Source organism: Actinomycetota bacterium, assembly GCA_040757835.1.
In the GTDB taxonomy this organism is placed as follows: Bacteria; Actinomycetota; Geothermincolia; order Geothermincolales; family RBG-13-55-18; genus SURF-21.
This window is the reverse complement of sequence record JBFLWJ010000003.1, coordinates 284,235-308,027: the sequence shown is the minus strand read 5'-3', so window position 1 is coordinate 308,027 and position 23,793 is coordinate 284,235. Positions and strand designations below refer to the sequence as shown.

Annotated in this window: 19 protein-coding genes; 7 read left to right on the top strand and 12 right to left on the bottom strand. The window is 65.0% G+C overall.

The features are described from left to right. Nucleotides 1–87 precede the first annotated feature (87 nt). From AB1384_05290 to AB1384_05275, 4 genes are all read right to left on the bottom strand, one after another. The gene (locus AB1384_05290; GenBank protein MEW6553681.1) at nt 88–1,191 is read right to left on the bottom strand and encodes a hypothetical protein; all 1,104 of its coding nucleotides are present in this window, start codon (nt 1,189–1,191) and stop codon (nt 88–90) included. 189 nt (nt 1,192–1,380) lie between these two features. Continuing rightward, entirely contained in the window at nt 1,381–2,985 is a 1,605-nt protein-coding gene (locus AB1384_05285; GenBank protein ID MEW6553680.1) for a trehalose-6-phosphate synthase, read from the bottom strand. Nucleotides 2,986–3,059: 74 nt separating this feature from the next. Beyond that, entirely contained in the window at nt 3,060–4,139 is a 1,080-nt protein-coding gene (locus AB1384_05280) for a hypothetical protein (GenBank protein MEW6553679.1), read from the bottom strand. Between the two features lie 97 nt (nt 4,140–4,236). After that, entirely contained in the window at nt 4,237–4,758 is a 522-nt protein-coding gene (locus tag AB1384_05275; protein MEW6553678.1) for a nitroreductase family protein, read from the bottom strand. 340 nt (nt 4,759–5,098) lie between these two features. On the opposite strand from AB1384_05275, the gene AB1384_05270 reads away from it, so the two are divergent. Beyond that, entirely contained in the window at nt 5,099–7,240 is a 2,142-nt protein-coding gene (locus AB1384_05270) for a HAMP domain-containing methyl-accepting chemotaxis protein (protein MEW6553677.1), read from the top strand. A 37-nt stretch (nt 7,241–7,277) separates the two neighbouring features. Next, on the top strand, nt 7,278–8,525 hold the full coding sequence (locus AB1384_05265) for a glycosyltransferase (GenBank protein MEW6553676.1): 1,248 nt from the start codon (nt 7,278–7,280) through the stop codon (nt 8,523–8,525). Nucleotides 8,526–8,767: 242 nt separating this feature from the next. Here the strand turns inward: AB1384_05265 and AB1384_05260 are convergent, their stop codons facing one another. Then, the gene (locus tag AB1384_05260; protein MEW6553675.1) at nt 8,768–9,808 is read right to left on the bottom strand and encodes a nitronate monooxygenase; all 1,041 of its coding nucleotides are present in this window, start codon (nt 9,806–9,808) and stop codon (nt 8,768–8,770) included. Between the two features lie 265 nt (nt 9,809–10,073). Here AB1384_05260 and AB1384_05255 point away from each other — a divergent pair, with 265 nt between their 5' ends. Then, complete coding sequence (locus AB1384_05255; GenBank protein MEW6553674.1) at nt 10,074–10,739, top strand: ABC transporter ATP-binding protein; 666 nt, start codon at nt 10,074–10,076, stop codon at nt 10,737–10,739. A gap of 113 nt (nt 10,740–10,852) precedes the next feature. Here AB1384_05255 and otsB read toward each other — a convergent pair whose 3' ends face one another. From otsB to AB1384_05230, 5 genes are all read right to left on the bottom strand, one after another. Next, a complete protein-coding gene (otsB, locus tag AB1384_05250) occupies nt 10,853–11,641 on the bottom strand; it encodes a trehalose-phosphatase (protein MEW6553673.1) in 789 nt (262 codons plus the stop codon). Continuing rightward, nucleotides 11,638–12,453 carry a CpsB/CapC family capsule biosynthesis tyrosine phosphatase gene (locus tag AB1384_05245; protein ID MEW6553672.1) on the bottom strand — a complete coding sequence of 272 codons (816 nt, stop codon included), beginning with the start codon at nt 12,451–12,453 and terminating at the stop codon, nt 11,638–11,640. Before AB1384_05245 ends, otsB begins: the two co-directional genes overlap by 4 nt. A 2-nt stretch (nt 12,454–12,455) precedes the next feature. Then, the gene (locus tag AB1384_05240; GenBank protein MEW6553671.1) at nt 12,456–13,415 is read right to left on the bottom strand and encodes an NAD-dependent epimerase/dehydratase family protein; all 960 of its coding nucleotides are present in this window, start codon (nt 13,413–13,415) and stop codon (nt 12,456–12,458) included. 69 nt (nt 13,416–13,484) lie between these two features. Beyond that, nucleotides 13,485–14,423 (bottom strand): zinc ribbon domain-containing protein, encoded by a 939-nt coding sequence (locus AB1384_05235; protein ID MEW6553670.1) that lies wholly within the window; start codon nt 14,421–14,423, stop codon nt 13,485–13,487. A gap of 113 nt (nt 14,424–14,536) precedes the next feature. Then, nucleotides 14,537–16,636: a DUF5719 family protein gene (locus AB1384_05230; GenBank protein ID MEW6553669.1), complete on the bottom strand. Its 2,100-nt coding sequence runs from the start codon at nt 16,634–16,636 to the stop codon at nt 14,537–14,539. Between the two features lie 328 nt (nt 16,637–16,964). Here AB1384_05230 and AB1384_05225 point away from each other — a divergent pair, with 328 nt between their 5' ends. The 4 genes from AB1384_05225 to AB1384_05210 all read left to right on the top strand — a co-directional run bounded on the left by AB1384_05225 (nt 16,965) and on the right by AB1384_05210 (nt 21,253). Then, nucleotides 16,965–17,291 (top strand): hypothetical protein, encoded by a 327-nt coding sequence (locus tag AB1384_05225; protein MEW6553668.1) that lies wholly within the window; start codon nt 16,965–16,967, stop codon nt 17,289–17,291. Nucleotides 17,292–17,493: 202 nt separating this feature from the next. Next, complete coding sequence (gene rsmI / locus AB1384_05220) at nt 17,494–18,354, top strand: 16S rRNA (cytidine(1402)-2'-O)-methyltransferase (protein MEW6553667.1); 861 nt, start codon at nt 17,494–17,496, stop codon at nt 18,352–18,354. A gap of 221 nt (nt 18,355–18,575) precedes the next feature. Continuing rightward, a complete protein-coding gene (locus AB1384_05215; protein MEW6553666.1) occupies nt 18,576–19,142 on the top strand; it encodes a hypothetical protein in 567 nt (188 codons plus the stop codon). Nucleotides 19,143–19,270: 128 nt separating this feature from the next. Further along, a complete protein-coding gene (locus AB1384_05210) occupies nt 19,271–21,253 on the top strand; it encodes a DUF2330 domain-containing protein (protein ID MEW6553665.1) in 1,983 nt (660 codons plus the stop codon). Nucleotides 21,254–21,341: 88 nt separating this feature from the next. Here AB1384_05210 and AB1384_05205 read toward each other — a convergent pair whose 3' ends face one another. Both AB1384_05205 and metG read right to left on the bottom strand, forming a co-directional pair. Continuing rightward, the gene (locus AB1384_05205) at nt 21,342–22,094 is read right to left on the bottom strand and encodes a TatD family hydrolase (protein MEW6553664.1); all 753 of its coding nucleotides are present in this window, start codon (nt 22,092–22,094) and stop codon (nt 21,342–21,344) included. A 5-nt stretch (nt 22,095–22,099) separates the two neighbouring features. Continuing rightward, the gene (gene metG / locus AB1384_05200; GenBank protein ID MEW6553663.1) at nt 22,100–23,644 is read right to left on the bottom strand and encodes a methionine--tRNA ligase; all 1,545 of its coding nucleotides are present in this window, start codon (nt 23,642–23,644) and stop codon (nt 22,100–22,102) included. Nucleotides 23,645–23,793: the final 149 nt, after the last annotated feature.

The following is a 23,793-nucleotide window of genomic DNA, read 5'->3' as shown; positions in this document are numbered from 1 at the left end:
CATGTGACATTGTGTTGCGTAGCAGCAACCAGAGCCTCGAGCCAACCAGCATGTCACATGTCAGGGGCTGACCCCATTGGTTTGCGCTCAGTGGATGAAGAGGCGGAGGACATCGTCGGAGACGTCGAACTCGTAGGAGCCGGTGCGGCCGTACTCCGTTTCCCACATGGCGAGCAGGCGGCCGGCCACCAGGGGAGCGATGAAGGCGTTCTCCACCACGAAGGATGTCCCCCCGTCCCCGTCCCGCACCTCGCGGAGATATCCCAGTCCCCGCAGGGCTAGATACTCGCGCAGGGGGTCCTCATGCAGGGAGATGCTCACGCCACCCCCGCCCCGCAGCCTGGCGAGGAGGTGCTGGCGCTCGAAGGCGATGAAGGTCTCGCCGACCACCTGCCCCAGTTCCCAGGTAAGCTCACGGATGATGGTGTTGAGACCGTGCACCCCCATGAGGATGACGCGTTCTCCCCCCGCACGCTCGCGTATCAGGCCCTTCCCAAGGTCGAACGAGAGGAGATCTCCGAAGGCGCGCGGGGCGCCGCATTTCCCGCAGCGGGCCAGCTCCTTGCCCCCGGTGCTCCCGGGGGAGAGGTTCTCCGCGAAGAGGCGTTGATAGGCCTCCTCCTCGCCGTCCTCCGCGGGGGCTGGGAAGAAGCGCACCAGATAGGAACCGTCGGCCGCCGCGCCGGCGGAGGCGCTACCGTCCGGCCCGCCGCCCTCCAGGATCTCGTAGGCGATCTGGCATCCGTCCGCGATCTGAAGTATGCCGGAGATGATGGCGAGGCAGTTGGAGAGGTCGAAGGGGTCCTCGATCATCACCAGGGCGCCCTCTCTCCTGTGCCGCTCCAGGATCTCCACGTTGGCCACCCCGATGGCCCTCCCGAACTTCACCAGGATGCGCTCGGTCATGCGGTGGAGCGGGGCGCTGAAGAGCAGCTTCCCCACCAGGGGGTGCGATTCATAGAGCACGCCCAGCACCTTTACCGCCGCGTGGGTGCCCGCCAGGTACACGATGCGGTCGAGCGGGATGCCCAGGCGCTCCTCGAGTTCCCTGATGAGCGCCGTGGGGTAGGAGGCCTCGTAGACGCACAGGCTGGCCGAACCGCTGGTGGTGTCGATGATGCACCCTTCACGCCAGGCTTGCGTCAAGCTCAGCAGCCTGGGGACCCCGCATTCCCTGCAGCAATCGGCCATGGCTAACCCCTCCTGAATCGGTAAAAAAACCTGCAGAGATTATCGGATAATCGGCCGCTTTCCATTAGTAGTGGGCGGGGTCAGCCCCTGACATGTGACATTTTCTCGTTCTGACAAGATTGAAGAAGATACCGCTATTGAAAATGTCACATGTCAGGGGCTGACCCCATAGGCTGATCCCATGGGATGTCATTCGAAGCGTTCGTAGCGGGGCATCTCCACCAGCCCCACCGTCTCCTTGTCGCCCGCCTCGCGCTGCTTCTCCACCCGCCTTAGGGCGCGCATCTGCTGCAGGAACCACTTGAAGGAGGTATTGGCCTGCACCACCTCCCGCGCCGCGGCGGCCATGGACTTGCGCCTCCTCTCCCCGGTCTCCAGGGCCCGGCGGATGGCATCGGCGGTCTCCGCGATGTCCAGGGGGTTGACCGGGAACACCGCGCCGCGCATCTCCTGGTAGGCCCCGGCGTTCACCGAGAGGATAACGACGCCGTCCCGGCGGTTGAGGACCGCCCCCTCCTTAGAGACCAGGTTCATGCCGTCGGCGACCGGGTTGACCAGGAGGGTGTCGAACTCCATGAGGGCTGCCACGGAGCGCGGGTAATTGTCCTCCACCTCCAGGTGGACGGGTTCCCAGTCCAGGCTGCCGAAATCGGCGTTTATGGCCCTGGAGGCCTCCTCGATATCGCGCTGCAGGTCCCGGTACTCCTTCAGGTCCAGCCGGGACGGATAGAGGAAGTTGGCGAAGACCACGCGGTTGTGCCACTTGGGGTTGCGGCGCAGGAAGAGCTCATAGCTCTGCAGGCCGCGCATGATGTTCTTGGAGGGCTCGACGCGGTCCACCCTAACCAGCAGTTTGCGTCCCCCCGCCAGCTCGCGCAGCCGGGCCTGGTGCCTGGCGACGTCCGGGCGCGCGGCCGTCCGCTTCAAGGCCTCGTGGTCGATGGAGATGGGGTAATGGCGGACCAAGGTCTCGCGGGACCCCTGGCGCACCAGGCGCCGCTTGGCGTCCACGGAAACCCTTACCGCCTCACCCTCGCGGCAGCACTGCAGGAAGTTGTTTACGTAATGGGGGGTGTGGAAGCCCAGGATGTCGTTGGCCAGCATGCCCTGCAGCAGTTCACGCCGCATGCCCTGGGGGAGCAGGCGGAAGTAGTCCGGCTGCGCCCAGGGGCTGTGGGTGAAATGGTGGATGAGGACGTCAGGCTCCTTGCGCCTGATGTACTGGGCGCAAAGGTAGAGGTGGTAGTCCTGGAGGAAGACGAGGGGCTTCTTCTCGGTGGAGCGTATCTCGCGGACGATCTCGTCGGCGAAGAGGCGGTTGACCTTGCGGTAGCCGTTGTTCCAGGCCTCGTGGACCGACTCGTCGATGGCCGGCCGCCGCAGCACGTCGAAGAGGTAATGCTGCAGGGGCCAGAGGATGGAGTTGCTGATGACGCTGTAGTACTGCTGGAAGTCGCTCACGTCCGGGACGATGAACTTGACCGAGTACTGCGGCTTGTCGGGGGGCATGGCCAGGCGCCCGTAGGGGGCCTCCCTGGCCATGAGGGCGTCCTCCCTGGTGCGCATGCTTGATATCCACACCGCATCGGTGGCCACCAGGGCGGTGGACATGGCGGTGACCACCCCGCCCGCGCCGCGGAAGGCCTTGACCGTCCCGTCCCTGTCGCGCCGGAACTCCACCGGGCCACGGTTGGAGGCCACGATGACGAACTTGTCCCTGAGGTACTGGCGCACCTGGCGCGGCGTGACGGTCTCCAGGTCGAGTTCGTCGAATTCCAGGATCTCTGCGTCCAAGGCGCACCCCCTTCCTGGCAACAGTTTAGCACGGCCGGCCGCCCGGGGGCGGCCGGGGAGCGCGCCCGGGGGTCTCAGGCGGTGAGGGTATAGACGACGGTGGAGGGGCCGGAGGCTTCCCAGCTGACCCGCGGCCGCTTGCCCTCTGCCAGCTCGTAGAGGGCGGCGAGTTGACCGGCGAGCACGTGCTCGTCGAAGGGGTTCTCGACCCTTATCACCAGTCTCCCTCCATCCATCTCCTGGATGGCCGGGTTTCCCTGGCCGCGCAGGGCGATACTGTCCAGCACGTCGCGGTAGAGAGCGTCTTTGCCGGCATCCTCCCGCGGCCCCGGTGCGGAGAGGAACTCGCCTCGGATATGCTCCAGCGAGAACTCGCGCTGCGCGTCCACGATGATGGGGTAGACGTCCTCCCCCAGTTCCCGGGCCAGTTCGCGCAGCACTACCCCCGTGGTATATATCTCCGCCACGACCATGCGCACCCCGCGCTTCGTGTCGATCATCAACCCCTCGTTCTCCCGCCACTCCATTCCATTGAGGAGCACGGGCACGCCGCAGCCCGGACAGCTCTCGTAGCGGCGGTCACCAGGCAGGAGCGGCGGGGTGGTGTAAGTGAGGCGCTCCGAGATATCCGGGTGCTCACCGGTGGGCTCGACCACGATGACGTCGTCTCCGTCCCGCTTTTCCCAGTGGTAGTCGTATGGCGCCTCGCCCAGGCTCTCCAGCGCGCCCACCACCACCGCGGACATGAGGTCCTTGTTGAAGGGGTTGCGGATGATCGCCGCGCCGGCGCCCTTCTTGCCGTAGGAGATGGTCTTGGCATAACCCTGACCGGTCCAGGAGGCCATGCGGTTGAAGTAGGTGATGACCAGCCTGCGCACCCCCGGGACATAGCGGATCGCCCAGCGCACCCTGTCTATATTGCCATCGATGACGTCCTTGGCGGCGTTGCGCTGCGCCTCGAAGACGAGGTGCTGGATGGATACGCCCAGCGCCTTCTCGATCTTTCTGAAGATCTCCGAGATATAATCGGCCTCGATGATCAGGGTGCGGAAATCGGGCCGGTTCTTGCTGGTGATGGTGCCGTTGCCGTTCCACACCAGCGACCTGGCAAGCCAGTAGGGAAAACCGCAGACCTTGCACTTCCTGATACGCATCTCTTCCTCCCGGGTAGAAGTAGTACTATATCTCTTTTTCGGAGAAATCATTTAGTACGTTTAGCCTTATGCAAGGTCAAGGTCGCCCGGCCCACCCCTAATCTCCCCAGCGGTCGTAGCGGACAGCCTCCCGCAGGGGTTTACGCCCCGGGCTTTCCGGCAGCACGGCGGGGTAGCCGAGGGGGGTGAGGGCGACGACGCGGATGTTATCCGGGATTCCCAGGATGGCGCGGATCTCGTCTTCCTTGACCCAGCCGATCCAGCACGTGCCCAGGCCCTGGTCCCAGGCCTCCAGCATGAGCTGCTGCATGCTGATGCCGATGTCCAGCATGTAGTAGGGCTGGCCGTTCACGGTGCCGGACCTCTCCGGGTCGGCGCACGCCACGATGAGCACCGGGGCGGCGAGGACCGCCTTCTGGCCGGGGTTGTTTTCAAGGGTCGCGGCCACGGCCTCCTTGATGCCGGCGTCCCTGACCACGACGTAGGTCCAGCACTGCATGTTGGCCCATGAGGGCGCCTGTCGCGCCGCCTCCAGCACCGCCGCGAGCTTCTCCTCCTCCACCGGGCGGTCGCCGTATCTGCGGATGCTGCGCCGCTCCTCGAACAGCTTCATGGCCATGCGATCATCTCCTTCCGCGCTGTGACCGTGTAGGGGGGCCGCGCTCTCAGGCGCAATTTCCCGCTTTCCTGGAAGGTAGCATATCCACGCCCGGGATTGAAGGAGCCGGGCCCGGTCTCCGTCCCCCCGGAACGCCTGCGGCGCGGGAGCCGGCCTGGACGGCGGGCCCGATCATTGCCGGTCCTATCCCTTGATCCGGGCACCGTGCCCGGGACGCTCATGTGCCCTGATTTGGTGTTAGAATTGCTATAGCGAGGAAAGATGATGGGGAAGCAGGCGGTCGCAACCGGGGGGCGTGATCGTGCTGTGCAAGATGCCGTTTCCCTGAAAGGTGATGCTGATGCGGGATCTCAAACGCAGGATCTATCTGCTAGGAGTCGGCAGCCCCATATTGTTCTTCCTTATCGCCACGGCCGCCGCGTCTCTGATCGTCTTCCGTTTCGATGCCCAGATGATGCTGAAATGGCTGTTCATCACGCTCATCGCCATCGGCATAGTGGTGCCGCCGGCGGTCATCTACCTTGTTTCGAGGACCAACCGCATATTCAAGGCGGCCTCTCCCGGCGCTGGGGGCGGAGCACGCGAAGACGCACCTGGCGCCGCCGCCGCGCTGAAGGCCATAGACTCTTATCCCACGGCAATGGCCCTGACCGTGCTCGCGGCGGGTTCGGCGGCCGCGGTGATCGAATCGGTCCTGCTGCATCTCATGGCGGACTACAACGCCTTTCTCTGTCTTGTCTACGGAGTGATCACGTTCGGCATCGCGCTCTTCGCCGCCTACCTGCAAGCCTACATCCTCTACAGCACCGTCGAACCGCTGCGCAGGACGGCATACTCCCTCCACTGGCAACGGGGTTACAGCGGCGGCCTGCGGCTGAAGAGCCGCATCGTCATCCTGGGGATGGTCATGTGCGTCGTCATCCTCATCATCGGGTGGACGGTGGCGGCCACCGGTTACATCTTCGGCGGGCAGTCCAGCGAGATGGAACGGCAGGAAGAGAGCACCACCCTGATGGCCGGTGAGACCGCCGCCCTGGAGTCCTGGAGGTCGGAGAAAGCCTACGAAGACACCGCCGTTTCCTTCGGTTCTGCGGATGACGGCATGGTCATCCTCGTCGACGAACGGGGGCGGGTGGTCGACCGCGTCGTCCTGGGGGAAGGCGTGGAGGAGGAGGAGTCCGACGAGCTCCTGGTGGAACTGCTCGAGAGCGGCGAAAAGTCCACCCTCAACAAAAGCATGACCATGGTGGCGGCCATCGCTCCCATCTCGGATACTGGTTATTCCCTGGTCCAGATAAGTCCCCTGGAGTCCATGCTGAGCGAGGTCGCATCGCTGACGTTTTTTTACCTGATCATCGTGCTCATCGCGCTTCCTTTTGCCTATTACCTGGGAAAGATCACCTCGGACAGCATCTCCGTTCCTATCAGGGACATGAGGGCGACGGCCGCTTCGGTGGCGGAAGGGGACCTCACGGTGCATCTGGATATGTCATCCTCGGATGACGTGGGTCAGCTCACCGCGGCCTTTTCGGATATGCTGAGGAGCCTGCACGCCCTGAGCGCCCGGACGCTGAGCGCGGCCGACGAGACGAGCGGGGGAGCGTCGGGGGTAGCCGCCACCTCGCAGCAGATCCAGTCCTCCCTGGACCAGCTCTCCGGGATCATCCAGCAGATGGCGGAGAGCGCCAACCGGGAGGCCCGCATGGCGGAGGAAGTGTATTCGCTGAGCACCGAGATACACGGTGCCCTGGAGCTCAGCGCAAGCCAGGCCGACGAGGGGGCAGAGGCCAGCATGACATCGTCCAGCCTGGCCGAGGAGGGCAGGAACGACGCCGCGGTCGCCATCGAGAAGATGACCAGGGTGAGGGAGAGCATCGGCGACGCGGTCGAGACCATCAAGACCCTGGGCGAGCAGTCGGAGGAGATAGGGATCGTGGGAGAGGTGATCGACAACATCGCCGACCAGACCAACCTGCTGGCGCTCAACGCGGCCATCGAGGCGGCGCGGGCGCAGGAGCAGGGCCGTGGCTTCTCCGTGGTGGCGGAAGAGGTGCGCAAGCTCGCCGTGGAGTCCACAGCGTCGACGGCCCGCATCGCCACCCTGGTGAGGGGCATCCAGGCGAACACCAGGTCGGCGGTGGAGCAGGCGGAGAGAGCGTCGAAGGAGGTCTCCGAGGGCATGCAGGTTGTGCAGGTCACCGGCAACAGCCTTGAGAGGATCAACGAGTACGTGAGCAGGTCGGCCGAGCTGTCGAGCGCCATCGCCGAGACCACCAAGAGGCAGTTGATGCTGGGCGAGCGGATAATGAAGGCCATGGAGGAGATCCGCAACATCGCGGAGCAGAACGCCTCGAACAGCGAGGAGCTGTCCGCCTCCTCCCAGGAGCAGGCGGCCGCGATGGAGGAATTGACCGCCACCAGCCAGCAGCTCACCGGTCTTGCCGACAACATGAAGGGCCTGGTGGAGAGGTACAAGCTCTAGGCGGATCGCCCGGCGTGAGTTCGGATGGAGGTCGTATATGCTGCCCCTGGTTCCGGTCCAGCCGAAGAACATCGAGAGTTACCGCGGCGTCGCCGGCGACGAGGTAATCGAGGAGATCCTCGAGCTCGCGGAGGGCCTGAAGGGCGCGCGGGTGGCGCACGTGAACAGCACCGCCCACGGCGGCGGGGTGGCCGAGCTGCTCTACACGCTAGTGCCGCTGATGAACAGCGTGGGGCTGCAGGCGGAGTGGCACCTGCTGCAGGGCGACTCCGATTTCTTCACCATCACCAAGCTGTTCCACAACTCCCTGCAGGGCATGGACATCCCCATCACCGACGAGATGAAGGCGAAGTACCTCGCGGTATGCGAGGAGAACGCCGCCGACTGCGACCAGGAGTACGATTTCGTCATCGTGCATGACCCCCAGCCCTGCGCGATGATCGCTTCCCTGGAGGGCACGAAGACGCGCAAGGCCAGGTTCATCTGGCGCTGCCACATCGACTCCACCTTCGCCCAGGACGACGCGTGGGAATTCCTCAAACCTTACATAGACCTCTACGACGGGGCCGTCTTCACCATGGACAGGTACATCAAGACGCCCCTCGAGGTGCCCTGCCTGGCCTTCATCCCCCCCTCCATCGACCCGCTGAGCGCGAAGAACATCATCCCCGAGAAGCGGGTGCAATCGGATATCGCCCGCCGTTACGGCGTGAACGAGTCCCGTCCCATCATGTTGCAGGTCTCCCGCTTCGACCCCTGGAAGGACCCCCTGGGGCTCATCGATTGCTACCGCGACGTGAAGCGCCGCCATCACGACCTGCAGCTGGTCTACCTGGCGAGTATGGCCGACGACGATCCCGAGGGATGGCACTACTACGAGAAGACCTTTCACTACAGCGAGGGCGACCCCGACATCTTCCTGCTCTCGAACCAGCAGGGGATAGGCAACGTCGAGGTCAGCGCCTTCCAGGCCATGTCCACGGTGGTGCTGCAGAAGTCCCTGCGCGAGGGGTTCGGCCTCACCGTCACCGAGGCCATGTGGAAACGCAAGCCGGTGGTTGCGGGGGCGGTGGGCGGGATCAAGCTGCAGGTGGACGACGGGGTCACCGGGTTCCTGGTCGAAGATATCGGCGAGGCGGCGGAGAAGGTGAGCCTGCTGCTGGAGAGCCCCGCCACGGCCCAGCGCATGGGGGACGCCGGTCACGACAAGGTGCGGCGCAACTTCCTCTCCACCCGCCATGTCCTGGACTACCTGCGTTTCTTCCACATCCTCCTCAAGGGTTAGGCATACGCCGAAATCATCGTGGGGAGCCGCGGCAAGTTCCGACCGTGCGAGGCGCCGCAGGCCGGCTTGTCATCGCGAGGCGCGAGAACCTGATCCGTCAGCGCGAGCGCCCCGGGCGCCGAGGCGGCCTCAAAGCGCCCGCAGGGTCGTAAGCGCACGCGAGGACGACGCTTGCGGCACGGCCCGGGCGGACCCCGGGTTTGCCAATGGCATGCGGGGGTCGACCCCGGGCACGCAGTTGATCAGCCCAGGTTGAGTTGGAGGTCGCGGATGGTGGCCTCGGCCTGCTCCTCGATGCCCAGCAGCAGCTCCTCCACGCCGACGATGCTGTCGATCCTCCCCGAGGCCTCGCCACCGAAATAGATGGACCATTCCGGATCACCACCCTCGATGGAGAGGGCGATGCCCTTGGTCTCGAGTAGCACGCCCTCGTCGTAACCGGATTCGAAACCCCCCTTGAGGAGCTCGTGCAGTTTCACCGAGACCTCGTTCTTCAGATAGCGGGCCGGGCCGAATATGGATATACCCACCAGGGAATCCATCTCCGACGACTCCACCACCTTGTTCTTCCACAGGTCGTGGAAGTCGCTCTCCTTGGTGGCGATGAAACGTGTCCCCATCTGTATGCCGATGGCGCCAAGCGACAGGGCGGCCACCAGGCTGGCGCCGTCCGCGAAACCGCCCGCACCCACCACCGGGACGTTCACCGCCTTGATAACCGCGGGGAGGAGCACCATGGTGTGGATGGGCTCGAAGGCCACATGTCCGCCGCCCTCGCGGCCCGAGGCGATGATCACGTCCGCCCCGGCCTTCTCTCCCTTCAGGGCATGATAGACGGAGGGAGCCACGTGGAACCAGTAACACCCCGTCTCCTTGATGGCATCCGTCCAGGGGGTCGGACTGCCGGCGGAAGTGATGATCACCTTGAGTCGGTCCGCCAGTTCCGAGTCCTCCCTGCGTGCGTCTCCCACCGCCTTGATGAGGCCCTCGATCTGCTCTCTGAACTCGATGGCCAGCGGGATGTTGCACCCGAACACCCCCTTCTTCGCCGCCGTGGCCTCACCTACGCTGGAGATGATGGAGCGCAGGAACTCGTAGGGGGTCTTGGGCCCGCCCTCCTCCGGCTTGGTCCAGAGGTACCCGATGCCCACGGTGCTGATGATGCCGAGGGCGCCCGCGTTGGCCGCCGCTACGCACAACTTGTCGGTGTTCCAGGGCCCCATACCGGCCTGGATTACGGGATACCTGATCCCCAACATCTCGGTTAACCTGGTGTTGATCATATCCCCCTCCGTTTCTCCGAGCACTTTACCAACCGGTCACCTCGCCTTATTATCCCCCATGTGCGGGGTTAAGGACAGGGAGCATAACGGTCGAGACATGCTATGGTGTATCATTTAGCGGAGCCCGGTCGTATCGAGGCGGAGGCGACGGGCGGGCGCCCGGTGAGGGCGGGCGCTGAGAGGACGAGGAGGAACGAGCTTGGCCGAGCCGGGAGACAACGGAAGGGACCTTATTGTATTTGACGGGGTGTGCAAGACCTACCCCATGGGCGAGTTCGAGGTGAGGGCGCTGTGCGGGGTAAATCTCACCATAAAGGAGGGCGAACTCATCGTAATCCTGGGGCCCAGCGGCTCGGGTAAGACCACCCTGCTCAACCTCATCGGGGGCATGGACACCATCAGCGAGGGCAAGCTCACCGTCAACGGGCAGGACATATCCAACCTGGACGGCAAAGGCCTCACCGATTACCGGCGTACCCAGATCGGTTTCATCTTCCAGTTCTTCAACCTCATCCCCACCCTCACCGCCTTGGAGAACGTGGAGTTCGCCCTGGAGCTGGTGGAGAGCGACACGCGCGACAAGTCCATGCGCGCACTGGAGATGGTGGGGCTGTCCGAACGCGCGGACCATTTCCCGAGCCAGCTCTCCGGCGGCGAGCAGCAGCGGGTGGCCATCGCCCGCGCTATCTGCAAGGAGCCGCCCATCCTCCTGTGCGACGAACCCACCGGGGAACTGGACTTCGAGACCGGCAAGAACGTGCTCAAGGTGATGCAGAAGATCAACCGCGAGGAGAAGCAGACCATCATCCTGGTCACCCACAACTCGGCCATCGCGGAGATGTCCGACCGCACCGTGCGCCTGCACAGCGGCGAGGTGGCCGAGGTGTTGAAGGTGGACAACCCCAAGGACGCCGACGAGCTGGTCTGGTAGAGTCCGGATGGGGTCAGCCCCTGACATGTGACATGCCAGGCACACCCGAAGCCCTGGTTGCCGTTACGCAACACAATGTCGCATGTCAGGGGCTGACCCCATCCGATACAATGTCACATGTCAGGGGCTGGCCCCATTAGTCGGGAGAGCAGGTCCAGGAGGCCGTCGGGACCTTCCACGCTGACGTCCGCCACCGCCTCAAGCTCGACGGGGGTCTCGGGCGACAGCACGGCGATGGCGACACCCTCGAAGCCGCCCTCCTTCATGAGATGGCGCATGCCCCGGAAGGCGTCGACATCGGTGAGGTCGTCCCCGGCGTAGAGGGCGCGTTTCAGCCTCCATCCCGCGGCCAGGCGGATGAAGACCGTGCCCTTGTCGATGTCCACGGGCGGGCGGAGTTCCACCGTACTGCGGCCACGCCTCGCCCTGAGGCCGAGCTTCACCGCAAGCCCCTCCGCCAGGCGCACCGCTTCGTCCTCCCTGTCCGGAGCCTCGCGGAAATGCAGCGAGACCGCGACCAGTTTGTCCTCCAGGCTCACCCCGGGCAGGTCGGACATTGCGGCGGCCAGCTCCTCGCGGGCGCGGTCCAACACGGGCAGGTGGGGGAGCACCTCTGGATCGATACGAGGTTCCTCCTCCATCCACTCCATTCCGTGCACCCCCACGTAGTGCACGTGCGCCAGTCCCACCAGGGACGCCACCTCGCCGGCGCGGCGTCCGGACATCACGCACATGGGGTAGCGGCGGGCCAGGCCGGGCAGGATCCCGGCGGCGCGGGGGTGCAGTCTCGCGCCCTCCGGGGTGTCGGCGATCTCGCTGATGGTGCCGTCGAAGTCCAGGAAGATGCCGGAACGGCGCGCATCCGCTCTGAACGTGGATATCCAGTCGCGTCGCGGGCTCATCGCCGCCTCCTCCCGCGCGCCCCGAGGGACATGCGCCTCCGGTCCGGACGCGCAGCGGGCATCGCCGGGACGGTGTCCAGCAGCGGCTCCCCGGCCAGCACCCGCTCGGGATTGACCTCGAGGAGCAGGCGCGCGGCCTCCTCGCCGAAGCGCTGCGTGATGATGCGTGCCGCCGCGGAGAGGTCGGCACCGCGGCCGCTCAAGGAATGCGCGTCGGAGGCGACCAGCCTTGCCAGGCCTTCGCCGAGGAGGGTCAGGGCGCTGGCGCGGGCGGCCTTCCCGTACAGTCCCTCCAGGCTGCCCCCGTTCACCTGCAGCTCCACCCCGCGCTCCGCCAGCTCGCGCACGGCCTCAGGCCTGGTGGCGAGGTAGCGGTTACGCTCCGGGTGAGCCAGGATGGGCGCGATACCGCTGAGCTGGACCCGGAAGAGGATGTCCGCGGTGGCGGAGGGCATATCGATGAGCGGGAGGTCGCCCAGCAGGTACCTTCGGCCCTCCCCCAGGGTGAGGGACTCGAGGTCTCCGCCCCCCCTGGCCAGGCGGTAGAGCCCCGCGTTTATGCGCACCTCCACCCCGGGGATGAGCTCGAGCGCGATACCCGCGCCGCGCAGCATCTCGCCGTGCCGCCTGGTCGCCTCGATCACCGCCTCCAGCCCGAGCCCCGGGTTCTCGGGGTCGTAATGGGGGGTGGCGGCCATGCGGGCGGTGCCGCCGCGCTCTGCGGCCCGGGCCATCTCCAGGAACTCGCCGTCGTCGGAGGCGCCGTCGTCGAAACCTGGAAGTATATGGGAATGAAGGTCGGTAAAGGGCAATCTTACCTCCGCAGGTTCTGGCGGTACCATTCCACCGTGCGCGCGAGCCCGTCCTGCAGGGAAGTGCGGGGCGTCCAGCCCAGGACCCGGGCGGCCTTGGAAGCGTCCAGGGCGATGTGGTCCAGCTCGCCGGTGCGCGGAGGCTCGTACACGGCGGCCGCCTCCCAGCCCATGATGTCGGCGATGCCGCGGTAAAGCTGGTTGACGGAGGTCTGTATGCCCGTGCCGATGTTCATGAACTCACCGCCGCCATTGCTGAGGGCGGCGCGGTAGGCGTCCACCACATCCTCGACGAAGACGAAATCGCGGGTCTGTTCGCCGTCCCCGAAGATGGTGCAGTCCTCGCCGGCCAGCATCTTGCCGATGAAGATGGCCACCACGCCGGCTTCCCCAAAGGCGTTCTGGCGCGGTCCGTAGACGTTGCCCAGGGCCAGGGTGCAGCAGGAGATGCCGCGCGCGCGCTCGTAGTAACGTATATACTCCTCGGCCACGAGCTTGCTCACGCCGTAGGGCGAATCGGGCCGCCGGGGGAACTCCTCCGAGACGGGGATGGTATCGGGCTCGCCGTAGACGCAGCCCCCGGAGCTGGTGTTGATGAAGCGCTTCACCCCGCTCTCGGCCGCCATCTGCAGCACGTTGATGGTGCCCAGGACGTTTATGTCCGCGTCCATCACCGGGTTTTTCACCGATATCCTCACGTCGGGCTGGGCGGCAAGGTGGATGACCGCGTCCTGCTCCTTGCCCTTGAAGGCGGCCGCCAGGGCGTCGTCGCGGATATCGGTGTGCAGGAAGGAGAAGCGGTTCTCCTTGGCGGCGTCTTTTACGCCCATGAGGTTGTCGAACTTGCCCGTGGACAGGTTGTCCACCACCGTGACCGCATGCCCTTCCGCGAGAAGGGTATCGGTGAGGTTGGAGCCGATGAAACCGGCCCCGCCAGTGACTACGATGCGCAATCGATCCACCTCCCTGTCTGTGTCCAGCCGGCAACGGAAAGCCCACATTACCGGTGCCGCTGTGCCGTCCAGGCCTTGTCAGCTAAAGGTTATCACAGGGAACACGCCTCTGCTCGGCAGAGCGCCTACGTCGGGGTTCTCTTGCGGCATCTCCCCGCCGTCGGTCTCCTCCCACTTGAACGAGCCGGTGATGGCGAAGAACTGCGGCCGCACGTCCTTGAACTCGCTGGATGGAGCGCGGCCCAGGAAGGTGAAGATAGAGTCCCCGGCAACGATGTAGTAGAGGAGGAAACGGGTCTCCTCCCCCATGGAGTTGGCGGTGAACTCGGTGTAGAAGGCGGGGAGGCCGGAGACGCGGGTCGACTCGAAGATATCGCCGCTGCTCTCCTCCGTCTCGCCCGGCACCGTCTCTCCCCCCGTGGGCGCCTGCGTCTCCTCCTGGCCGTAGCCGCTCTGGTCTCCGGCGGGCCGGGACGTCTCGCCGCTATAGGGCTGGCCGCCCAGGGCGGTGATGCGCGCGGTCGCGTCCTCGGCCAGGTACTCCTCGATGGCCTCGATCCCGCCGATGGACACCAGCGGGTCCAGCTGGGACACGCGCAACTGCAGGTTCTTGCTGGCGGTGAGGCTGATGACCAGCGCCGCAAGTTCGCCATCCTCAAGGGCCCCCTGCTCGAGGGTCCAGTTGTCGGGGTAGGAGATGCTGAAACCGAGTACGGGGTCGCTGTAGTCCAGGGTGTTGTCCTCGACCATGCCGTTCCCCTCCCCGGCCTCCTCCTCTCCCCAGGCGATCCTGTAGACGAGGTAACCGGCACCGGCGAGGGTGGCCAGGGCGAGGAGCACGATTCCCAGCAGCGCAAGGTAGAACCACGGGCTGCGGTGGCGCGGCAGGACGATCTCATGCTCGGGATCGTTCCTCAGAAAACTCTCCACCAGTCCGTCCTGGGAGAGCCCCGCCCCGCATATACCGCAGAACTTGGCCCTGTCAGGCTGGAAACTGCCGCATTCGGGACAGATCAATCTATCAACCTCTCTCTAGGCTCGCCATTAATCTTATTCTCTCCGCCACGCCCAGTCACCTTGGATTATAGACGCAGGTGGTGGCGTCCGGGTTGCGCAAGGGGCTGACACCGTTAGCGGGGGAAGCTGAAGTACATGGCACGCTCGACCACCACGGGGCCGTTGGAGACCACGCGGATGGAGAACTCCTTGTTCTCGAGGTTCGGGAGCTTGTTCACGCACACGGTGGCGCGGCTGTGCGCCGCCACGTCCAGGGGCCACTCCGCCAGGGTCCCGCCGGGACCCACGAGGATCACGCCGGCGAAGACCGCCGTATCGCCGGGGTTCATCACCAGGACGTAGGTGTCGCAGAAACGCGAGGTGAGCCCCTCGGCCAGGTAGAAGAGCTGGCCCGGCTCGGTGTATCCCGTCTGCACGTGCCCCCCGGGGCATTCCGGGTACCCGAAGTACATGGCCCGCTCGGCGACCACGGGGAGGTCCGAGCGGACGTGGGTGGAGACGTCCGCCGACTCCAGGCCCGGCACCGCGTCCACGCTCAAGGTATAACGGCTGTTCGCCCCGACCACGATGGCCTGCGAGGTGGTGCTTCCGTCGGGCTTGAGGAAATCCAGGGTCACACGGGTTTCCCGATCGTTGGGGTTGAGCACCAGGATGTACTCGTCGAAACCGCCGCCCGTGTAGCCTTCCGCGAAATACCAGTCCGGGGCAGGCTGGGTGGCGCCGGTGCTCACGTCCCCGCCGTCGGTGCCCATGTAGCCGAAGTAGGTGGACCGCTCCGCCACCACGGGGCTGTTGGAGCGGACCCGCACGGAGACGTCGGTGTTGTCCATGCCGGGCAGGCCGTCCACGCCGACGGTGAGGCGGCTGTTCGCCTTCACCTGCAACTGCTGGGAGGTGATGCTGCCGTCCGGCTTGAGGCAATCGAGGGCCACCGTGGCGTCCACTGATTCCGGGTTGAAGATGAGGATGTACTCGTCGAAGCCGCCACCCGTGTATCCTTCCGCGAAATACCACTCCAGGGAGGGGGTGGAGACGCCGAGGGCATCGTGGCCGCCCGTCTTGCCCCCGTAGTCGAAGTACATCGACCGCTCCGCCACCACCGGGTAACCGGAGGTGAGGCGGACGGAGACGTCGCTTGCGCCCATGCCCTCCACGCCGTCAACGGACACCGTGACCCGGCTGTTCGCGTTCACCATGTAGGGCTTGGTGATGGAGCTGCCGTCGGGCTTGACATACTCGATGTCCACGATGGTGGCCGCGGCGTTGGGGTTCTGGATGAGTATGTACTCGTCGAAGGACGCACCGGTGAAACCCTCCGCGAAGTACCACGTGGTGGAGGGCTCGGGAGTGCCCTTGGAGACGGTGCCCCCCCGCAGGGGCGGCGGCGGCGCCTGGAACGGCCCCGGGATGATGGAGAGCGGCGTGCCGTCCGGGGCCCAGTAGAAGGGCAGGTGAGCCTGGGTGGGATCGAGCCGCACGCAGCCGTGGGAGGCCGGGTAGCCCAGGCCCTCATAGTTCGACTGCACCCCGTTGTAGGTCGGCCAGGCATGGATGGCGTAGTCCTCGTAGAAGCCCATCCAGTAGTAACAGACGCAGCCGGGGTACTTGGGCACCGGGTGCGCCTGGTCGTGGTAGAGGATGCGGAAATCGCCGATGGGAGTGGGCGTGCCCCCGGCGCCGGTGGAGACGAGGAAGATGTAGACCACGCGCCCGTTCTCCATGCAGTAGAGCTTCTGCTCGGCGATGGAGAGGACCATCTTTTTCTGGATGGTCACGGCGGCCTGGAAGGTCTGGGACGAGGGGACGGCGGAGAGTTCCGGCGAGAATCCGCTCTCCAGGCCCTGGCCGTCCACGGCGGTCACCACGTAATAATAGGTGGCGCCGTCCGTGAGGCCGGTGTCCACGTACCCCAGGTAGTTGACGGTGGAGTCGGTGGAGCGCTCGCTGAGGAGGGCGTACGGGCCGCCGGGTTGCTGCGCGCGGTAGACGCGGTAGGCGGCGATACCCGCCGTCGGGCTGTCCGTCCATCCCAGGTCGATCTTGCCCCCGTTATCGTCGGGGCGGTCGGCCGCCCAGGGGTTACCAGGGGGAAGGGGGCGCTCCGTTGTCAGGGCCGCCGCGGGCGCGGCCGCCATGCAGAGCAGGACCGCCGCGATGAAGAGCGGCCATAACCGGCTGGAAAGCGTACCGCTGCGGGCACTGATCGACCTCATCACACCTCTTAGAAAACAGTCCCGGGACGGCATTCCCGGCACAGTGGATATTATCGGCAGGCGGCATGCTTTTTACAAGGGCTTTTATCATACCGCCGTCATGCCGCGCGGGGGCGGGGAGGCGGTTCAAGATGGAGCAGGATTGTGCCGATTCAAGTAAGGACAGTGGAGACAAAAGCGCGCCGTCAGGGCCCAGCAAGAGAAAACGGTTGATGGGAAGGGATCAGGCATGTCGTTCCCTCGCCGGCTGGTCCGGGGGCGTGACGTTTATTAGGGACTGTCCGCCCGCATGGCGGACGGGAGAGTACGGAATAACGGCGGGTAGGAGATGGCAAGGGTAGGCAACTTCATAGTCCGCGACGCGGACATAGACAGGATAAAGCTCGAGCTGATCACCTTCTTCAAGGACAACCCGGGCACGGTGGACAGCGCGGAGAAGATCTGCATCCGCCTGGGGCGTTCCAGGGAAGAGGTGGAGACGGCCCTGGAGGAACTCTCCGAGCACGGCATCTGCAACAAGGTCCCCGCCCGCCCCGAGCCCATCTATATCTATTACGCCTCGGCGCAGATCCTGAAGCGCATCGCCGAGCTGGCGCCGGACATGGACTACAACGCTCAGATCGAGCTGGTCAACACCCTCCTCACCCGCCACTAGGGCCGTTGAGGGGCCGTATCTTCAGTCTTCAGTTCAATCTGACGTTCTCTCTTTAAGTCTTCCGATACACGGATTGAAGACTGAAGATACGGCCCCATTAACGTTCGATACACGGATTGAAGACTGAAGATACGGCCCCATGTCTCACAGGTACGCTCAGGGTTTGACCCCGGTGGTGCCGCTACTGGACTATAATCCTTGTATGGACGAAGGAAGGCTGTGGCTGGTAGGGACGCCCATCGGCAACATGGAAGACATCACCCTGCGCGCCCTGCGGGTGCTGCGTGAGGCGGACCTGGTGGCGGCGGAGGACACGCGGCGCGCGCGCAAGCTGCTGTCGCGCCACGACATCCACACCACGGTGACCAGCTACCACGGCCACAACGAGCGCGAGAAGGCCTCCTCCATCGCCATAGAGGTGGAGGCGGGCAAAAAGGTCGCCCTGGTCAGCGACGCGGGCATGCCCGGCGTGGCCGACCCCGGCTTCCGGGTGGTCGAGGAGTGCGCGCGGCGCGGCCTAAAGGTGGAGGTGGTCCCCGGGCCCAGCTCCCTCACCGCCTCCCTGGCCCTCTCGGGCCTGCCCCTGGACGGGTTCCGATACGATGGCTTCGTACCGCGTAAGCGGGGGGAGAGGCGCAGCCGCCTCTCAGACCTGCTACGCGAGGGAGAAGCGCTGGTCTTCTACGAGGCTCCCCACCGCGTGCTGGAGACCCTGGCCGACCTGGCGGAGCTGGCCCCCCGCCGCCGGGTGGTGGTGACGCGGGAGCTGACCAAGGTGCACGAGGAGGTGCTACGCGGCACCGCGACCGAGGTGCTCGCGGCCCTAGAGGTCGCCAAACCCCGGGGAGAGTTCGTGATCATCGTGGCCCCCGGCGAAGAGGGGGAGGCGTCGCCCCTGCCCGAGTTGGCGGGGGAGGTCGCCGGCCTGGTCGCGGAGGGACTGCCCGCGCGCGAGGCGGTGCGCGCGGTGGCGCTCAAGCACGGCGTCTCGCAGCGCCAGGTCTACGACGCCTGGCTCGAGGAAAAGAACGCAGCGGGTGAAGAAAGCAAAGATCCCACGTAGGGAGAGCGCGCAAACCACTCCGCCGAAAGGAAGGATAGAGGGACGATGGATCCCACCGACCCCACCTGGATGCATTCGGGACCGCCCGCGCCCGGCGGGGAGGGCCCACCGCCGGAGGAGAATGGCGGCAGCGAAGATGCCGAGTACACGGACTTCGCGGACACGGAACCGGACGAAGCCCGCGATGCCGGTGAGAGCAAAGCCACACCGGGGCAGTGGGCGTGGATGGTCCTGCTGCCCCTGGGCTTCACCTTCCTCCTCACCTCCTCTTCCTGGCCATGCGCGGCGTGCTGGACGAGGGCGGCATGGTGGCGAGGGGAGGGCCCTACGAGATCGCCCACCCCGCGCCGGATTACTGGTGGATATTCCCCGTCTCCATCATCGGGATGATAATCATCGTCTTCGCGAGCATGGGCATGTTCTCTCTGATGAGGGGCATGGCGGGCTCCGCTTCCTCTCCCTTCTCCGGCAGGGGCGCTCTCTCCGGGGGGGACGGCGCGGTAAGCCTGGTGGCGCTCTTCTTCTGGCCGGCCATATTTCTCTCCCTGGGATGGAACTTCCTCGAATACGGTTTCTTCACCGGCGAGGGGCTGGCGTGGGGCTGGATCGTCTGCGGCGTGGTCTTCGTCCTCATGGGCGGCTTGCCGCTCTACCTGGTCGCCAGGAAGACCACCGGCAGGGAACTGCTCACGGCGGTGAAGGAGAACCGGCGCAGCCTGTGGCCGCAGATCGCGGGCATCTCCGCCGGCTTGCCCCTGGGCATCCTCTTCTTCGGCGCGGTAGCGTGAAAGTTGGGGGCGGGCAGCGCACATCCCTATCCCTGCCTGGAACCCGGATCGTACCATACGGCGTCAATAAAATAGGGGCGTGGTATGGTCAGGCGGATTTGAATGCGGGCTTATAGGGGGGTTTGAAAATGGGCAAGAGAATCCTGGGCATAACAGTCATTATCTTCGTCATGTCATTCCTCTTCGCCGCCCCCGCTTATGCGGACGGCGGCTTTTTCGGGCCGGAGGGAAGCGATATCTCGGAGCCGGAGCAGAAAGCCGTCATATTTTTCCATGAAGGCACGGAAGAACTCGTGCTCTCCGTGCGCTACGATGGGGCAACTGAGGATTTTGCCTGGCTCGTCCCCACCCCGGAGCCCCCGGTCATCGAGGAATCGAGCATAGCCCTTTTCCAGCTGATGAGCACGCTCACCCCGACGTCCGCCGACTATATGAAGGATTCCTACGGGGGTTCGGAACAGCTGGGCGCGGGGGTGGAAGTGATAGATGAACTCACGGTGGGCGCCTTCGACCTCACCGTGGTGCGCGCGGGCGACGCCGGCGAACTCGTATCCTGGCTGGAGGAGAGAGGATTCGTATATGAGGCTGAGGCCGAGGGTATACTGGCGGATTACATCGAGCGCGGCTGGTGCTTCACCGCCATGCGCATCAACCCTTCAGCCGCAGACCAGGGGTCAGGCGACATGGAAGATGAGTTCTGGCAAGGCAACACCGACCGTGAGCTCTCACAGGGGATCGTCGACCCCCTGCGCTTCACCTTCAACGCCCCTGTGCCGGTCTATCCCCTGCGCATATCCTCTCTCAACCCTGGACTTACGGAGGTGCTCCTGTACGTGCTGGGCCCGCAAGCCTACGGGCATGCGAGCCTGGAGCTGGAGTACGCGGAGAGGTGGCAGCCGGGCCAGATCGGGGTGCTCGGAGAGTTCAGCGAGCTGGCGGGGGAGATGGGAGCAAGCGGAGGCTGCTGTATCACCAAGCTGCGCGCTACTTTTTCCCCAGACGAAATGGAGGACCTCTACCTCTCGCCTCTCGATGCCTCCCTCCTGGAGCAGTGGCCCGGCCTCGCGGCGGCCTCGCAGGGCGGCGATCACCTTCCATGGTGGGCGTTTTTGCTCATCTCCCTGGCAATGGCGTTGGTTGCGGGAATCACCTACCGCTTTGCTCGTGAAGACGGGAGCAATCAGCTGGGAAAAATGGCAGCCGTGTTCACCATCACCCTCCTTGTAAGTTCGGCGGTCCTGCTCCCGCTGGGGATCTGGGTCCGGTCGGATGGGAACGCTGTAGAAGCCGCTCCGCACGTGAAATGGCCATGGCAGGACGACATCCTGGTCGTAGACGGTAGCTGGTCGAAGTTGATCCATCCGGACGGGCGAATCGAGATAACGGGGTTAAGCGAGGATGCGGCCTGGATGATGGAAGGCTCACAACCGGGTTATTATACGGACCTCGAACCGGGCTCCGATATCGTTTTTCCCAAAGGAGAACTGGACGCGGAAGGCAAGTGGACATGGAGCATCCGCGAAAGACTGCAGGGCGAGGTTCTCCGGCCTACTCACCTCAGGGTGGAGGAGAGCGCAAGCGGCGAGTTCTACGAAATGGAAATCGGCAGAGGATACATCATCGACGCTCGCCTCTCCACAAGCGGTGGGACTATGTGGGTCGTGGCGGCAACGGAGGTTCCCGCCAGAAAGACAGAGACAAGGGAGTACGCTTTTCCCTCCCTGGAGCTGGTGCGCTCCATCACCCATGTTTACTACATGTCGGAAGGCGAGATCGTCCTCTCGGCTGAGGGTGAACCACTGCTCGCCGGGATCTTTTCAGACTCTGAGGAAACCCCCAATCAATATATCGGGTTCATCCCCGTACTGGAAGAAAACGCAGCCTTCAGGGGACAACCGCTGGTAATCGATTACAGAAGCATGCGTGCGAGCGGGGAACCCCTGAAGAGGCACTATCTGGACTCCTCTTTTCGCGACGCTACGGACGCCAGCAGCTTCCTCCTGCTTTTTGGGTATCCGGATAACGATGCCGGTGAGGTGGTCTTCGTCTTGGATACAAGCGACGGCAGCCTGTACGAGGCGGGGAAAGGGTATCCGATCGCCTGGCAATAGACGCGAAGGCCACCCTGCTTGATACGAGCGGCGGCAGCCCGTACGAGGTTGGCGAGGGGCACCCGGTCGCTTGGCAGTGAGCAGGGGTTCAGCCCGCGCGCAGGGGGAACGGGTCGGGGAGATGAAGTTCCTCTGCGCTGATCCCCTTCAGCTCGGCCACCTTCTCCGCGATGAGCACCAGCCGCTCGGGCGAGTTGGGCTTGCCGCGGAAGGGGTGGGGCGAGAGGAAGGGGCAGTCGGTCTCGATGAGCAGGCGCTCGAGGGGAAGCTCGCGCACGACGTCTTGCAGCTTGCGGGCATTATGGAAGGTGACCGGCCCGGCCACCGAGACGTACCCCCCCATGTCCAGGACGGCGCGGGCCATCTCCAGGTCGCCGGAGAAGCAGTGCATGACCAGGCGGCCGTCGAAGGGCACGTACTCGCCGAGGATGCGCAGGGCGTCGGCATGGGCCTCGCGGTCGTGCACCACCACCGGCAGGGACGTCTCGCGCGCCAGGTCCAGCAGGGAACGGAAGGCCCGCTCCTGCTCGTAGCGGGGCGAGAGGTTGCGGTAGAAGTCGAGGCCGGTCTCGCCGATGCCCACCACGCGCGCATCTCCGGCCAGGCGGCGCAGCTCGCGCAGGGCCGCCGCGTCGAGGTCGGCGGCGTCGTGGGGGTGCATGCCCACCACCGCCCGCACCTGGGGGAAGGCGTGCGCCAGCTCTACGGCGCGGCGGCTGGACTTCACGTCGATGCCGATGGTGACCACGCCCGTGACGCCGGCGTCCTCCGCCCGTCGCAGGACCTGTGCCAGGTCGCCCTCCAGGAGGTCGAGGTGGGCGTGGGTGTCGATGAGGTCCAAGGGCCTCACTTCTTCGTCTCGATGCGGGGGAAGAGGGCCTCGCCCTTGGCCACCTTCTGCCCGGCGGGGAAGAGCCCCCACGCGCCAGCGGCGGGAAGGTGGTGCAGGTGGACGGAGTCCGTAAAGCCCAGGCGCTTCCAGATGCCCTCTCCCGTCGCGGGCATGGACGGCAGGACCAGCAGCGCGGTGAGGCGCACCGCCTCCACCGCGTTGTAGAGCACGGTGTCCAGGCGCCCTGCCAGGGCGGGGTCCTTGGCCAGGTCCCAGGCGGCGGTCTCGTCCACGTAGCGGTTGACGGCTCCCAGGTAATTCCAGGCGGCCTGCAGGGCCTCGTTGAAGGCCAGTTTCCGCATCTGATCATCCACCTCTGAGAAGACCCGCTCCGCCGCCTCCTTGAGGCGCACATCCACGTCTGCCCCGTCTCCCGGTTGGGCCTCGGGCACCACGCCGCCGCGGTAGCGCTCGACCATGGCCAACACCCGGCTGACCATGTTCCCCAGCGCGTTGGCGAGGTCGGAGTTGTATCGCCCGGTCATGTTCTCGCGCGAGAAGTTGCCGTCATACCCGAAGGAGAACTCGCGCAGGAAGTAATAACGGTAAGCGTCGACGCCGTACTCGTCGATGAGCTCGAAGGGGCTGATGGCGTTGCCCTTGGATTTGGACATCTTCTCGCCCTCCACCGTGAGCCAGCCGTGGGCGAAGACCTGGCGGGGGAGGGGGAGGCCGGCGGCCATGAGCATGGCCGGCCAGATGATGGCGTGGAAGCGCAGGATCTCCTTACCGATGAGGTGGACGTCGGCGGGCCAGGTGCCGCCGAAGCGCGCCTCGTCGATGCCGTAGTCGATGGCGCTGACGTAGTTGAGCAGGGCGTCGAACCACACGTACATCACCTGGTCCTCGTCGAAGGGGAGCGGGATGCCCCAGGTGAGGGTCTTGCGGCTGATGCTCTGGTCGGTGAGCCCCTGCTTGATGAAGCTGGTCACCTCGTTACGGCGCATCTCCGGCTGCACGAAGTCCGGGTTGGCCTCGATGTGCTCGAGCAGGCGCCCGGCATAGGCGGAGAGGCGGAAGAAATAGTTGTCCTCCTGCACCATCTCCACCTCGCGCCCGCACTGGGGGCACTTGCCGCCCTCCAGTTGCGAGGGGAGCCAGAAGGACTCGTCGGGCACGCAGTACCAGCCCTCGTAGGTGTCGAGGTAGATGTCGCCCTTGTCGTAGAGGTCCTGGATGAACTTTCGCGCCACCGCGGCGTGACGGGGCGAGGTGGTGCGGATGAAGAAATCGTTGCTGATGTTCAGTCTCTCCCACACCTCGGTGAAATGGGTCACCATACGGTCGGCCCACTCCTGGGGGGTGACGTTGTTGCGCTCCGCGGCGCGCGCCACGTGCTGGCCGTGCTCGTCGACGCCGGTGAGGAAGAATACGCGCTCGCCCTTGAGGCGGTGGTAGCGCGCCAGGGTGTCGGCCACCACGGTGGTGTAGGCGGTGCCGATATGGGGCAGGTCGTTGACGTAATATATGGGCGTGGTCACGTAGTAGGCTTTGTCCATTTTTTCCTTTCCATGTAAAAATATTACAGGAATATTATTGACACCCTTCGCGCGATGTACATATAATTATATCCCTGGAATATCCCTGCATTGTCAAGGAGAACGAGAGGCTTCGGGACAGATAAGACCGGGCCGACAAACCAGAAAGG